Genomic DNA, 13,558 nt, shown 5'->3' on the forward strand with positions numbered 1-13,558 from the left:
CGGGGCGTGTTCCGTGGCATCGGCCGGGTAGGTTGATCCGGTGACCGACACCGAGGCCGAGCAGACTGCGGCCGACCAGGCGGAGGCCCTCCGGACGGAGGCCGTGCCGACCGAGGAGACCGAGCAGGAGCCAGCCGCCCCGCTGACCCCGCTCGACATGCCTGTCGACGGCGTGCCCCCGGTCGTCGAGTCCGAGCGGGCACTGATGGAGGCCGCTCGCGCGATCGCGGCCGGCGAGGGACCGGTTGCCCTTGATGCCGAGCGGGCCAGCGGCTACCGCTACGGGCAGCGCGCCTACCTCGTACAGCTGCGACGCGAGGGCTCGGGCACCTGGCTGATCGATCCGATGGCCTGCCCCGACCTGTCGCCCGTCAACGACGCCATCGGCAGTGCCGAGTGGATCCTGCACGCGGCCACCCAGGACCTCGCCTGTCTCGCGGAGGTGGGACTTCGACCCCAGCAGCTGTTCGACACCGAGCTCGCCGGGCGGCTGCTGGGCCTGCCCCGTGTCGGGCTGGCCGCGGTCGTCGAGCACTACCTGGGCCTGTCCCTGGCCAAGGAGCACTCCGCGGTCGACTGGTCCACCAGGCCACTGCCCGAGCCGTGGCTGCGCTACGCCGCCCTCGACGTCGAGGTGCTGGTCGACGTACGCAACCTGATGGGCGTCGACCTCGCCAAGCAGGGCAAGGACAGCTGGGCGCGCGAGGAGTTCGAGGCCCTGCTCGACTTCATGGGCCCGGCGCAGCGCATCGACCCCTGGCGGCGCACGAGCGGGATGCACCGCGTCCGCCACCGCAGGATCGCGGCCGTGGTGCGAGAGCTGTGGGAGACCCGCGACCAGATCGCCCAGGACCGCGACGTCGCCCCTGGGCGCGTGCTGCCCGACGCGGTGCTGGTCGAGGTGGCGATGGAGTCGCCGACCAACCCCGGCACGCTTCCCGGCGGGCATCGCTCCGTCCGGCGCTACCAGCGCCAGTGGCTCGACGCCGTCACCCGGGCCAATGCGATCCCCGAAGGTGACCTGCCGCCGATGACCCTGCGCTCGGACGGTCCGCCGCCTCAGCGCGCCTGGGCCGAGCGCAACCCCGTCGCGGCCGCCCGGCTGACCGCCACGCGCGAGGCGCTGACCGCCTTTGCCACCGAGCACGTGATCCCGATCGAGAACGTCCTGTCGCCGGAGCCGCTGCGCCGGGTGATCTGGACGCCCCCGGCCGACCAGACCGCCGCAGGGTTCGCCGATGCCCTGTGCACGCTCGGCGCCAGGCACTGGCAGGCCAGCGTCGTCGCGCCGATGATCGAGGCGGCATTCGAGGCCAACCCCGACGCCTGATGCGGGTGACGGCTCTCACGCGCCGGTTCTGGTGACCTCGTTGTTACCGGGAAGTAGCATCGGGTCCGTACCCACCGGCATACCGGTGAACCCCAAGACTCAATCAAGGGAGGCCACCCGTGCCCCGCACCCTTCATGAGGTCGTGTTCGTCGACGGCGTTCGCACACCGTTCGGCAAGGCCGGCGACAAGGGCATGTATGCCCAGACGCGCGCCGACGACCTCGTCATCCGTTGCATCCGCGAGCTGATGCGCCGTCATCCCGAGCTCCCTCCTGAGCGCGTGGAAGAGGTCGCCATCGCCGCCACCACGCAGATCGGCGACCAGGGCCTCACGCTCGGGCGCATGGCTGCCCTCCTGTCCGGCCTGCCCAACACCACGCCGGGCTACTCGATCGACCGCATGTGCGCCGGCGCCATGACGGCCGTGACCACGGCAGCGAGCTCGATCGCGTTCGGGTCCATCGACATCGCGATCGCCGGGGGCGTCGAGCACATGGGTCGCCACCCCATGGGTGAGGGCGTCGACCCCAACCCGCGGATCGTCGCGGAGAAGCTCGTCGACCCCTCCGCCCTCGTCATGGGTTCGACCGCCGAGAACCTGCACGACCGGTACCCCTCGATCACCAAGGACCGCAGCGACGCGTTTGCCGTGGGGTCCCAGGACAAGCTCGCCAAGGCCTACGCGAACGACCAGATCCAGCCCGACCTCGTGCCGGTCGCCACGCGCCACCAGGAGCTGGGCTAYGGCCTGGCCACCCAGGACGAGCCGCCGCGTCCCGGCACCACCGTCGAGGACCTGGCATCCCTCAAGACGCCGTTCCGCCCCCACGGCAACGTCAGCGCCGGCAACTCGGCGGGGCTCAACGACGGTGCCACCGCGTGCATCCTCGCCTCCGAGCAGGCCGCACAGGAGCTCGGCCTGCCCGTGAAGATGCGCCTCGTGGACTTCGCTTTCGTGGGTGTGGAACCCGAGGTCATGGGCATCGGTCCGGTCCCGGCCACCGAGAAGGCCCTGGCCAAGGCCGGCCTCGCGATCGAGGACATCGGCCTGTTCGAGCTCAACGAGGCCTTCGCCGTGCAGGTGCTGGCGTTCCTCGAGCACTTCGGCATCGCCGACGACGACCCCCGCGTCAACCAGTACGGCGGCGCCATCGCGATCGGTCACCCGCTCGCTTCCTCCGGCGTGCGCCTGATGACCCAGCTGGCCCGACAGTTCGAGGAGCACCCCGAGGTCCGCTACGGCCTGACCGCCATGTGCATCGGCATCGGCATGGGCGCCAGCGTCATCTGGGAGAACCCCCACCACGCCGACTACGGCCAGGAGATCGCGGCATGAGCGAGCAGACAGCGAAGCGAGCACCCGAGCGAGGAACGAGCGAGGCGCGGAGCGAGCGCGGGAGCGAGCCAATGAGCAGCGACAGCACCGCAACCGACACCACCGCGAAGCAGACGGCCGCGTTCGAGGAGGTCGTGACCCACACCCCCGTGCGTGACGTCGTCCTCCCCGGCAAGGCCGGAACCCTGGCGCTGGTCACACTGGACAACGGCTTCGACCACACCAAGCCCAACACGTTCGGCCCGCAGACCATCGCCGGGCTGAAGGCCACCATCGACGCCCTGCGCACCCGGGCCGACGCCGGTGAGATCCAGGCGGTCGGCATCACCGGCAAGCCGTTCATCTTCGCCGTCGGCGCGGACCTCAAGGCCGTGTCGCAGGCGAGCGACCGCGAGCAGGCGATCGAGGTCGCCCGTGCCGGTCACGCGGCCTTCGCGGCGATCATGGACCTGCCCGTCCCGACCTTCGCCTTCGTCAACGGTGCCGCCATGGGAGGCGGTGTGGAGATCGCGCTGTCCGCCGACTACCGCACCATCTCCGCAGGCGTGCCCGCGCTGGCGCTCCCGGAGACCTTCCTCGGGCTCGTCCCGGGCTGGGGCGGCTGCTACCTGCTGCCCAACCTGGTCGGTCCGGTGAACGCCCTCAAGGTCATCATCGAGAACCCGATGAACACCAACCGCATGCTCAAGGGCCCGCAGGCGTTCGAGCTGGGCATCGCCGACGTGATGTTCGCACCCGCCGACTTCCTCGAGGAGTCGCTGCTGTGGGCGGCAGCGGTCCTCACGGGCGAGACCGTCGTCGAGCGCACCACCAAGGACGGCAACGGGGTCTCCCGGGACGAGGCCGAGTGGGCCGCCGCCCTCAGGGCCGCCAAGGGTCTGGTCGACCTCAAGACCGGCGGCAAGGCGCCGGCTCCCTACCGCGCCCTCGCCCTCGTCGAGGCCGCTCGCACCGCCACTCGCGACGACGCCTTCGCTGCCGAGGACGAGGCGCTCGCCGACCTCGTCATGGGTGACGAGCTGCGCGCAGGGCTCTACTCCTTCGACCTGGTGCAGCGCAGGGCCAAGCGTCCTGCAGGTGCCCCCGACAAGGCGTTGGCCCGCAAGGTCACCAAGGTGGGCATCGTCGGCGCCGGTCTGATGGCCAGCCAGCTCGCCCTGCTGTTCGCCCAGCGCCTGGAGGTGCCGGTCGTGATGACCGACCTCGACGAGGAGCGCGTGGCCAAGGGGGTGGGCTACGTCCACGCCGAGGTCGACAAGCTGCTCGGCAAGCGCCGGATCAGCCCCGACAAGGCCAACAGGCTCAAGGGCCTGGTCACCGGAGCGACCTCCAAGGAGGGTTTCGCGGACGCCGACTTCGTCATCGAGGCCGTCTTCGAGGAGATGTCCGTCAAGAAGACGGTCTGGGCCGAGGTGGAGGCGATCGTCACACCCGAGTGCGTCCTCGCGACCAACACGTCCTCGCTGTCGATCACCGAGATGGCCGCGGAGCTGGAGCACCCCGAGCGGGTCGTCGGCTTCCACTTCTTCAACCCGGTCGCCGTCATGCCGCTGCTCGAGATCATCAAGGGCGAGCAGACCGACGACGCGACCCTCGCCACGGCGTTCGCCACCGGCAAGACGCTGAGGAAGACGACGATCCTGGCCAAGGACAGCCCGTCCTTCATCGTCAACCGCCTCCTCGGCCGATTCATGGGCGAGGTCGCCAGGGTCGTCGACGAGGGCACTCCCATCGAGGTCGCCGACCGCGCCTTCGCCGGGCTTGCCCCGATGCCGCCGTTCATCCTGCTCGGCCTGGTCGGTCCGGCCATCGCCCTGCACAACAACGAGACCCTGGCCAAGGCCTTCCCCGACCGCTTCTACGTCTCGGAGAACCTGCGCAAGGTCGTCGCGGCCAAGAAGCCGGCCATCTACCTCTGGCCCGAGGGCAGGCCCGTCGTCGACCCGGAGGTCGAGGCGCTGTTCGACAAGCCGGCCGACCCGGTCGTGCTGTCCACGGAGGAGGTCCGTGAGCGGGTGCTCGGCGTGCTCGCAGACGAGTCGCGTCGCATGCTCGACGAAGGCGTGGTCGCGGCCCCGATGGACCTCGACCTGGCGATGATCACCGGCGCCGGCTTCCAGTTCTGGAACGGCGGCCTCACGCCCCTGCTCGACCGCGAGGGCGTCTCGGAGAAGGTGACGGGCAAGCGCTTCCTCCCGCCGGGCGCGGCCAGCGTGCCGACCCTCGCGGGTTGATCTCCGGAAAGTTTCTGATCTCCTGCTACGCCCGGAAGTGAAATGAGCCTGACGGTTTCGTCAGGCTCATTTCACTTTCTCCAGCGCGTGTCCTCGACGCCGGGCCGTGGTGGAAGACGCGGGTCCCTGTGTGCGCGACGCCACAGCCGAGCGCCGAAGTGTGGGCTGGCACCACATGCTCGCCCGCTGGCGGCCGACCTAGTCTCGCCTGATGCCGACGACGCCAGCGCTGCTCGACCTCTCCGGACGCACGGCGTTGGTGACGGGGGCCGCGAGCGGCATCGGGGCTGCGTGCGTCGAGCGGCTGGTCGCCGCCAAGGCGAGCGTGTATGCCGTGGACCGCGACGCCGAAGGCCTGTCCCGGTTCGCCGGGGTCGGCGCCGTGGAGACCCTCCCCGTCGACCTCGCCGACCTCGAGCTGGTTGACGGGCTCCCGGGCACGATCGACATCCTCGTCAACAACGCGGGCATCCAGCACGTTGCTCCGATCCACGAGTTCCCCGTCGACACCTGGGACCTGATCATCACGCTGATGCTGACCTCGCCGTTCCGGCTCACCCGGCGCGTGCTCCCGCACATGTACGCCCAGGGCTGGGGCCGGGTGGTCAACGTGTCGAGCGTGCACGGACTGCGGGCCAGCCCGTACAAGGCGGCCTACGTCTCGGCCAAGCACGGGCTCGAGGGGTTGTCCAAGGTCACGGCGCTCGAGGGCGCCGAGCACGGCGTCACGAGCAACTGCGTCAACCCTGCCTACGTGCGGACCCCCCTGGTCGAGAAGCAGATCGCCGACCAGGCCCGCTCGCACGGCATCACCGAGGACGACGTGATCGCGAAGGTGATGCTCGAGCCCGTGGCCGTGAAGCGGCTCGTGGAGGCGGATGAGGTGGCCGAGCTCGTCGCCTTCCTCTGCGGCCCGGCCGCGGACTCGGTGTCCGGTTCGTCGTTCTCGATGGACGGCGGCTGGACCGCCCACTGAGGGGGTCCGGCGCCTAGGATCCGTCTCGATGGACGCCCACGACGACTCCGCCGCGATGGCGCTGCTGCGCCTGCTCGCGGAGGGGGCGCCCGCTTCCGAGCTCGAGACCATCAGCGACGAGTCCGGAGAGGCCCGCGAGCTCGCGCTGCGGGTGCGCGCGGCATTCGACTCCCGCCGTCGTCGGGAGGCCGAGCTGACGGGGCTCGTGGAGACTGCGCGCGACCTCGCGGCCCTGCGCCACCCCAGCGGCATCCTCGAGGCGATCGTACGCCGGGCGCGGGCCCTGCTGGGCACCGACGTCGCCTACCTCACCCTGTTCGACCCTGACGCCGGTGACACCTTCATGCGTGCCACCGACGGGTCGGTGAGCGCGAAGTTCCAGGTGGTCCGTTTGTCGCTGGGCGACGGCCTCGGCGGGCTCGTGGCCTCCACGCGCAAGCCCTACTGGAGCGCGGACTACCTCCATGACCACCGGTTCCAGCACACCGGCACCATCGACAGCGCCGTCGGCGACGAGGGCCTGGTCTCGATCTGCGGCACCCCGCTGCTGGTCGAGGACGACTTCGTGGGAGTGCTCTTCGCAGCCAACCGCTCTCCGCGGCCGTTCTCGCCCGACCAGGTCGCCCTCCTCGGGTCGCTGGCGGCTCTGGCGGCCGTGTCGATCGTGCAGACCCGCAGTGCCGAGGAGGTTCGCCGACACACCGCAGGTGTCGAGCGGGCCGCCGCGGCGCACGACCGGTTCGCCGAGCTCGTCCTGGCCGGCGGAGGGGTCGACGACATCACCAAGGCGCTGGGCGACCTGCTCGGCGGCTGGGTGGTGCTGCTCAACTCCGAAGGCGAGACCCTGAGCAGCCATGGTCCTGCGCCCTTGCCTGAGGACGGTGCCGGCGCTGCGCTGGCGCGGTCGTCGGTCGTCCGTGAGACCGAGGCCTCAGGTCGGCTCGCCCACGACGCCGTCAGGGACCAGTGGGCGATCGTCGTCAAGGCTCCACAGACCCCGCTGGGCATCCTCGTCCTCGGTGGAGTCGGGGTGCTCGACGACGCCGACCGCCGGACCGTCGAGCGCGCCTCGGTCGTCAGCGCCCTGGTCCTGCTGTTCGAGCGCACCGCCGCCGAGGCCGAGCAAAGGGTTCGCACCGACCTCGTGGCCGACCTGCTCAGTGGTCGCGGCGACCCCACCGCGCTGGCGAACCGGGCCCGCGCCCAAGGCATCGACCCCTCCGCGGCCCACGCGGTGCTCGTGGCACACGCTGACGCCGACACCCCGCGTCGCACCCTCCTGTTGGCCGCCCACGCGGCAGCCGGCCCCGGATCGGTGGTCGGTGAGCACGACGGACACGTCGTCGCCCTGCTCCCGTCCGACGACCCGCACCAGTCGGCCACGGAGCTCGCCCGCCGGCTCAGCCGCCTGGCCACCGTGACCGTCGGTGCCGCGGGACCGACGACGCTGACCGCGGACGTCCCCAGCATCTGGCGCGAAGCGGTCCGCACCGTCTCGGCGCTGGTCTCCCTGGGGCTCGCCGGCACGGGTGCCAGTGCCGACCACCTGGGCTTCGCCGGGCTCGTCGTGGGCTCGGCCCCGGACGTCGGCGGCTACGTCCGACAGCACCTCGGACCGCTGCTCGACTACGACGCGCGTCGTGGGTCCGAACTGGTGAAGACCCTGCAGGCCTACTTCGACGCCGGCGGCAGCCCTCGACACGCCGCCACCGACCTGCACGTGCACGTCAACACGGTCAGCCAGCGGCTGGAACGCATCTCCGCGCTGCTCGGACCGCACTGGCAGCGCCCCGACGATGCCCTCGAGCTCCAGCTGGCGCTGCGCCTGATGCGGCTCAGCGCAGGCGTGACGCCAACGACGTAGCCACGGCGTCCGCTGTGAGCCCGACCTCCTCGAGCAGCTGACCGCGTGAGGCGTGGTCGAGGAAGCGCTTGGGTATGCCGTGCACGTGCACCGGGACGTCGACGTCGGCGTCCCGCAGCGCCAGTGTGACCGCAGCACCCACACCGCCGCTCACGAGGTTGTCCTCGACCACGGCGACGGCACCGGCGCGGCGAGCCATCGCGACGAGGTCATCACTGACGGGCAGCACCCAGCGGGGGTCCACTGCGGTGACCGAATGCCCTTGCGCTTCGAGCTTGCCCGCGATCTCGACCGCCATCGCGGCGAACGCACCCACACCGACGAGCAGGAGGTCGCACGTCTGGGCCGAGGTCTCGTGGAGCACGTCCACGACCCCCTCCTGACGCACTGCCGTCACCGCCGGACCGACGTCACCCTTGGGGAAACGGATCACCGTCGGACCATCCGTGACGTCGATCGCCTCGCGGAGCTGCCGCTTGACCTGGTCGCCGTCACGAGGAGCGGCGAGCCGCAGGCCGGGGACGACCGAGGCGATGGTCATGTCCCACATGCCGTTGTGGGAGGCGCCGTCGCTGCCGGTGATGCCGGCGCGGTCGAGGACGAACGTGACGCCGGCTCGATGCAGCGCGCAGTCCATGAGCAGCTGGTCGAAGGCCCGGTTGAGGAAGGTGGCGTACACCGCCACGACCGGATGCAGGCCGGCATACGCGAGGCCGCTCGCCATGGTGACGGCGTGCTGCTCGGCGATGCCGACGTCGAAGACGCGCTCCGGGTAGGCGGCGGCGAAGCCGTCGAGGCCGACGGGGATGAGCATCGCGGCGGTGAGGGCGACGACGTCCTTGCGCTCCTTCCCGATGGCCACCATCTCGTCGTTGAACTCGTCGGTCCAGATCCTCCCGCTGACCTCGAACGGCAGCCCCGTCTCGGGGTTGAACTTGCCGATGGCGTGCCACTGGTCGCCCTCGTGCTGCCGGGCCGGGTCGTAGCCGCGGCCCTTCTCGGTGATGACGTGGACGAGCACCGGGCCACCGAAGGCCCGCGCCCTCCGCAGTGCGGACTCGACGGCCTGCTCGTCGTGGCCGTCGACAGGGCCGAGGTACTTGAGGCCGAGGTCCTCGAACATCCCCTGGGGGGCGACGATGTCCTTGATCCCCTTCTTCACGCCGTGGAGGGTCTCGTACATCGCTCCCCCGACGACCGGTGTGCGGCTGAGGGTGTTCTTGCCCCAGTCGAGGAAGCGCTCGTAACCGCGGGTCGTTCGCAGCGTGGCCAGGTGGTCCGCCAGCCCGCCGATGGTCGGCGCATACGACCGCTCGTTGTCGTTGACGACGATGGTCAGCGGCAGGTCCTTGTCTGCGGCGATGTTGTTGATCGCCTCCCAGGCCATCCCACCCGTGAGCGCCCCGTCACCGATCACCGCGACGGTATGCCGCCCGCGTTCGCCGCGCAGCCGCCTCGCCTTGGCGATGCCGTCTGCCCAGGACAGGGCGGTGGAGGCGTGTGAGTTCTCGACGACGTCGTGCTCGGACTCGGCGCGGCTCGGGTAGCCGGACAGGCCGCCCTGCTTCTTGAGCTTGCTGAAGTCGTGACGGCCGGTGAGCAGCTTGTGGACGTAGGACTGGTGCCCCGTGTCGAAGACGATGGCGTCCCGCGGGCTGTCGAAGACGCGGTGCAGCGCGATGGTCAGCTCGACCACGCCGAGGTTGGGACCGAGGTGGCCACCGGTCTTGGAGACGGACTCGACGAGGAAGTCCCTGATCTCCTGGGCGAGCCTGGGGAGCTGGGCAGGCGTCAACGCCTTGAGATCGGCCGGGCCGTTGATGGTCTCGAGCAGTCCCACGCACGCCGTCCTTTCCGTGGTGATCAAACAGGGGGTCTTCCACTGCAGGGGAACCGCACGAGTCTATGCGCCCCGCCTGATCTCGACCTCCTGCGGCACTCCAGTGACCTCGACCTCGCCGCCGCGCGTCACCGTGACCGCGAACGCGGCCCCGCCGAGCCGCAGGCCCTCGACGTGCAGCGCGCCGAACGGGGTGGGCCGGATCGGGTCGACGTGCAGGACGCCGGCGGGCAGGTCTGCGCGAAGTCCCAGGGCGACGGTCAGGAGGGCGCCCGCCGAGGCCGCCGACCACGCCTGGGGACGGCAGGAAGCAGGGTAGGGCGACGGCCGGCCGAGGCTGTGTTGGTGGGCACCGCCCCCACCCAAGGGCAACCCGGAGTACAGCTCGGGCCATCGGTAGTCGAACGCCTCGCCGGACGCCACCAGAGCCTGCACCACGCGGGCGGCCTGCGCGGTGAGGCCCTCCCTGGCCAGTCCCAGCGCGACGATCGCCGAGTCGTGGGTCCACACCGAGCCCGTGTGGTAGCCGATCGGGTTGAACCCGCCGTTTCCGGTGCCCAGGGTGCGCACCCCGAAGGCGTCGAGCAGCTCCGGGCCTGTGACGGTCCCGCCCACGGCGGCGGCTTCGGCCGGGTCGAGGGCACCGGTGCCCAGAGCGTGGCCCATGTTGGACCCGAGCCCGTCGACCGGCTTTCCCGAGCCGTCCAGGGCCATGGCGAGGTAGCGCCCGGCGTCGCGGTCCACCCAGAACGCAGCCCGGATGCGGTCGCGCAGGGCGCCCGCGTCAGTGCGTGCCCGGTCGGCACCCGCCTCACCCAGCGCGTCGAGGAGCTCGGCGGCCGCGAGGAGGGCCTCCACGGCATACGCCTGGGCCTCGACGAGCGCGATCGGTGCATCGGCGACGCGGCCGTCCCGCATCCGCATCGAGTCGCCGGAGTCCTTCCACCCCTGGTTGGCCAGCCCGTGTCCGGTGGTGTCGAGGTACGTGAGGAAGCCGTCGTCGTCGGGCTGCCCGTCGCCGGTCAGCCAGGCCAGGGCGGCCTGCAGGTGCGGCAGCAGGACGCGCACCTCGGTCTCTGGCAGCCCCCATCGCCACGCCTCGACGAGGAGGGTCACCCAGAGCGCAGTGGCATCGACGGTGCCGTAGTAGAGCGGCGGCAGGGACAGGTCGCCCTTGCGTGGCGAGCCCGTGTAGGCCGTGCGGCGCACCTCGTGCGGGATCTTGCCGGGTTGCTCCGACGAGTCGAGGTCGTGCCGCGTCCCCTGGCGACGGGCCAGAGCACGCAGGGTGCCGGCGGCGAGCTCGGTGCCGAACGGGAGCATCATTCGCGCAGCCCAGATCGAGTCGCGTCCGAAAAGCGTGAGGTACCACGGTGATCCAGCCGCGGCAAAGACGTCGTTCGGGTGGAGTGGGTCACGCAGCAGGAGGTGCTGGAGGTCGTTGACGGACTGGGCCACGAGCGGGGCGAGACGTTGTTCGTCCGCGACGACCCGGATGGCATCCCAGTGGACCCCGTCACTGCCCGGGTCGGCGTCGAACTCCGAGGCAGCCGTCCGGGTGGGGGTGATGGTGACCCGCAACCGCCGGCTCTCCCCTGGTTCCACCACGACCTCGTGCGCCACGACGACCCTGTCGGCCGTGATCTCGAGCGAGGCGGGCGCTGGGTCGAAGTCGACCGTCGTGAGGTGACGCGGGGTGCTGAAGGTGACAGCACCGTTTCCGCCCTCCACCGCAACGGGGCGCACCGCGGGAACATCGACGAGTCCGTACTTCACCTGGGCGATGGAAATCCCGTCGGACCCCAGCGCGAGCCGCAGGCCCGCCCGGACGGTGTCTGCGGCACGCGAGGTGACGGTGACGTCCTCGCGCATCACACCGTCGACGAGGCTGCGCAACCGGCGGATCTCGACCGTGGGGTCGGCACCCACGTCGCCCAGTCCCCTGGCGGCCCCGAAGAACTCAGCGACGGCTCCGCCTGCCTCGGACGCCACGGCGCTCGGGGTCTCCCCGGACACGGTGAGCTCGAAGCGCGAGAGCACTCGCACGTCGTCGACGAACAAGCCGTGGCCGGCGTCGGGGCGCAGGTCGCCGTCCGCCGCGGACAGCGCCGTCGCGTTGCCGTGGACGATGATCGACAGGTCGTGGAGCCACGGTTGGCGTGGCGTCTGCTCGGCGCTCAAGGGTCCTGCCTCTCTGGACGAGCCTCGCGCGGTCGCCACGATCTCCCGGCGCACCACTATTCCGGTAGCCCTCCTGTTCGTCACCTTCCAGCGCTACTTTTGTCTCAGACGCCACGGAGGCTGGCGTCAAGGGCTCAAGCCCACCTCCCAGTACCCCGGCTGGGCGTGCGTGCACCCCCGTCCCGCGCGCCCAGCCGGCCTGCACCGCCGACCGGTATGCCGCCGTGCCCGGCTGGACGCTGGGCCCACCTCAGAGCCGCGGAACGTAGCGCTTGCCCTGGAGCGCGTCGTAGACCAGTCCGGCGCTGCGTCGGGCCGCCAGCAGGCGGACGCCCTCCGCCTCCAGGTCGGCGAGCACCTGCGCCAGACCCTCGGCAGTCACGTGGTCGCCTAGCTCGACCCGCACCTCTCGATAGGCCTGGCGCATCGCCACCAGCTGGGCGTCGATGTGCCGGGTGGTCACCCAGGCCAACGCGACGGGCTGGCGACGCCACCCGGCATACAGGCGGTACTCGGACGGACAGAAGTCCAGCAACCACGACACCGCCGGCACCTGCCAGCCACTCGACTCGGGCGGCGGTACCAGTGGAGGCCACCCCGGCGGCACCGCCGCACTGGGCCCCCTCTGGACCTGCGGGCCCGGGATGAGGCGGCGGCCCGGGTCAGCGCGGCGGGCTGACGTGGGCATCCACGACCGCGCATGATTCGAACATGTGTTCGAGTATAGGTGAAGTCCGAGGCGACGGACAGGCGTCCCACGGATCAGCGCCACGGGCCCGCGCCTGGTGCAGCACTGGTCAGCTGTCTCCGTCGGTCAGTGGCGTCCGGCACCAGGCGGGGCGCCGAACGCGCGGTCTGCCTGGGCACTGACCTCACGCCGCCGCTCCAGCGGCACGTCACGCCAGTCGACGCCGAGCAGTGCCGCGTCCAGGGACCACAACAGCATCGTGTGTCGCGGAGCCCCCGCATGGACTGCCCTGAGGTAGGCCTCGACGGGACCCAGGCGATCGAGGTCGTCCGGCGTCGCGATGCCTGCTGCGAGCAGCATCGCCTCACTCGCCGGCCCGAGGTTGGGCAGGTCGCGCAGGCGTTCAGGCGTCACCCCTCCAGTGTGAGGCGCAGCCGCGCGCACGGGGAAGGGACGGACCGCGACGAGTGCGCGGTCCGTCCGTTCCGCCGTGTCACGTCACGGCGACCAGACGCCGACTCGTGATCCTCGACGCTGCCCCGACGAGGAGCAGCAGCAGGGCCAGCAACAGCAACGGCCAGCTGTCACTGCCGGTCATGGCCAGAGAAGCCTCTGCCTGCGCCGCTGAGAACAGCGATGGCAACGCCGACGCGGCCGGAGCGTCGGCGGAGGCGGCGCCCCCGCTGTCGCCGGTGCCGGTGGCGCCACCAGGCGGCAGCTCACCACCGATGGAGGTGCCGGGGTTTCCCGGTGCGCCCGGACCCGAGCCAACGGGCGTCACGGGACCTGCGCCGGTGCTCCCAGTGGTGCTGGAGTCCCCCAGCACCGAGACGGCATTGCCACTGGCGGACACCGGAGCCGCCGCCGGAGCGCTGACCTGGTTGCCACCACCCGTCGCGTCCTGACCCGAGGTCGAGTCACCCGCAGCGGTACCGGTCGACGAACCGGCCGGAGCCGGCGCCGTCGAGCCCGAGGACGAGGAGTCCCCCAGCACCGAGACGGCATTGCCACTGGCGGACACCGGAGCCGCCGCCGGAGCGCTGACCTGGTTGCCACCACCCGTCGCGTCCTGACCCGAGGTCGAGTCACCCGCAGCGGTACCGGTCGA

The 13,558-nt window shown here is 71.2% G+C and carries 9 protein-coding genes and 1 pseudogene; 5 read left to right on the plus strand and 5 right to left on the minus strand.

The window, feature by feature from the left end; translation table 11 throughout:
* Nucleotides 1–40: 40 nt before the first annotated feature.
* The 5 genes from AC1DVZ_RS16290 to AC1DVZ_RS16310 all read left to right on the plus strand — a co-directional run bounded on the left by AC1DVZ_RS16290 (nt 41) and on the right by AC1DVZ_RS16310 (nt 7,741).
* Nucleotides 41–1,330, plus strand: coding sequence for an HRDC domain-containing protein (locus AC1DVZ_RS16290; protein ID WP_477619253.1), 1,290 nt, complete (start codon nt 41–43; stop codon nt 1,328–1,330).
* 119 nt (nt 1,331–1,449) lie between these two features.
* Nucleotides 1,450–2,667: a thiolase family protein gene (locus AC1DVZ_RS16295; RefSeq protein ID WP_477619254.1), complete on the plus strand. Its 1,218-nt coding sequence runs from the start codon at nt 1,450–1,452 to the stop codon at nt 2,665–2,667.
* Between the two features lie 71 nt (nt 2,668–2,738).
* The gene (locus AC1DVZ_RS16300; protein ID WP_477619255.1) at nt 2,739–4,901 is read left to right on the plus strand and encodes a 3-hydroxyacyl-CoA dehydrogenase NAD-binding domain-containing protein; all 2,163 of its coding nucleotides are present in this window, start codon (nt 2,739–2,741) and stop codon (nt 4,899–4,901) included.
* A gap of 211 nt (nt 4,902–5,112) precedes the next feature.
* Nucleotides 5,113–5,877 (plus strand): 3-hydroxybutyrate dehydrogenase, encoded by a 765-nt coding sequence (locus AC1DVZ_RS16305; RefSeq protein ID WP_477619256.1) that lies wholly within the window; start codon nt 5,113–5,115, stop codon nt 5,875–5,877.
* A 28-nt stretch (nt 5,878–5,905) separates the two neighbouring features.
* Nucleotides 5,906–7,741, plus strand: a complete 1,836-nt coding sequence (locus tag AC1DVZ_RS16310) for a helix-turn-helix domain-containing protein (protein WP_477619257.1) — start codon at nt 5,906–5,908, stop codon at nt 7,739–7,741.
* Here the strand turns inward: AC1DVZ_RS16310 and dxs are convergent.
* From dxs to AC1DVZ_RS16335, 5 genes and pseudogenes are all read right to left on the minus strand, one after another.
* Nucleotides 7,713–9,581, minus strand: a complete 1,869-nt coding sequence (dxs, locus tag AC1DVZ_RS16315) for a 1-deoxy-D-xylulose-5-phosphate synthase (RefSeq protein WP_477619258.1) — start codon at nt 9,579–9,581, stop codon at nt 7,713–7,715. The genes AC1DVZ_RS16310 and dxs overlap by 29 nt on opposite strands.
* 63 nt (nt 9,582–9,644) lie before the next feature.
* Nucleotides 9,645–11,762 (minus strand): glycogen debranching N-terminal domain-containing protein, encoded by a 2,118-nt coding sequence (locus tag AC1DVZ_RS16320; RefSeq protein WP_477619259.1) that lies wholly within the window; start codon nt 11,760–11,762, stop codon nt 9,645–9,647.
* Between the two features lie 250 nt (nt 11,763–12,012).
* Nucleotides 12,013–12,306 (minus strand): hypothetical protein, encoded by a 294-nt coding sequence (locus tag AC1DVZ_RS16325; RefSeq protein WP_477619260.1) that lies wholly within the window; start codon nt 12,304–12,306, stop codon nt 12,013–12,015.
* A 270-nt stretch (nt 12,307–12,576) separates the two neighbouring features.
* Nucleotides 12,577–12,864 carry a TfoX/Sxy family protein gene (locus AC1DVZ_RS16330; protein ID WP_477619261.1) on the minus strand — a complete coding sequence of 96 codons (288 nt, stop codon included), beginning with the start codon at nt 12,862–12,864 and terminating at the stop codon, nt 12,577–12,579.
* 79 nt (nt 12,865–12,943) lie between these two features.
* A pseudogene (locus AC1DVZ_RS16335) lies at nt 12,944–13,558 on the minus strand (hypothetical protein); the annotation flags it as partial.

The sequence above is a fragment of the Pedococcus sp. P2_E5 genome, assembly GCF_056403895.1.

Bases quoted from the DNA above. Each gene is read 5' to 3' on its own strand.
- AC1DVZ_RS16300 (WP_477619255.1), top strand. From the start codon at position 2,739: ATGAGCAGCGACAGCACCGCAACCGACACCACCGCGAAGCAGACGGCC.
- AC1DVZ_RS16305 (WP_477619256.1), top strand. From the start codon at position 5,113: ATGCCGACGACGCCAGCGCTGCTCGACCTCTCCGGACGCACGGCGTTG.
- AC1DVZ_RS16310 (WP_477619257.1), top strand. From the start codon at position 5,906: ATGGACGCCCACGACGACTCCGCCGCGATGGCGCTGCTGCGCCTGCTC.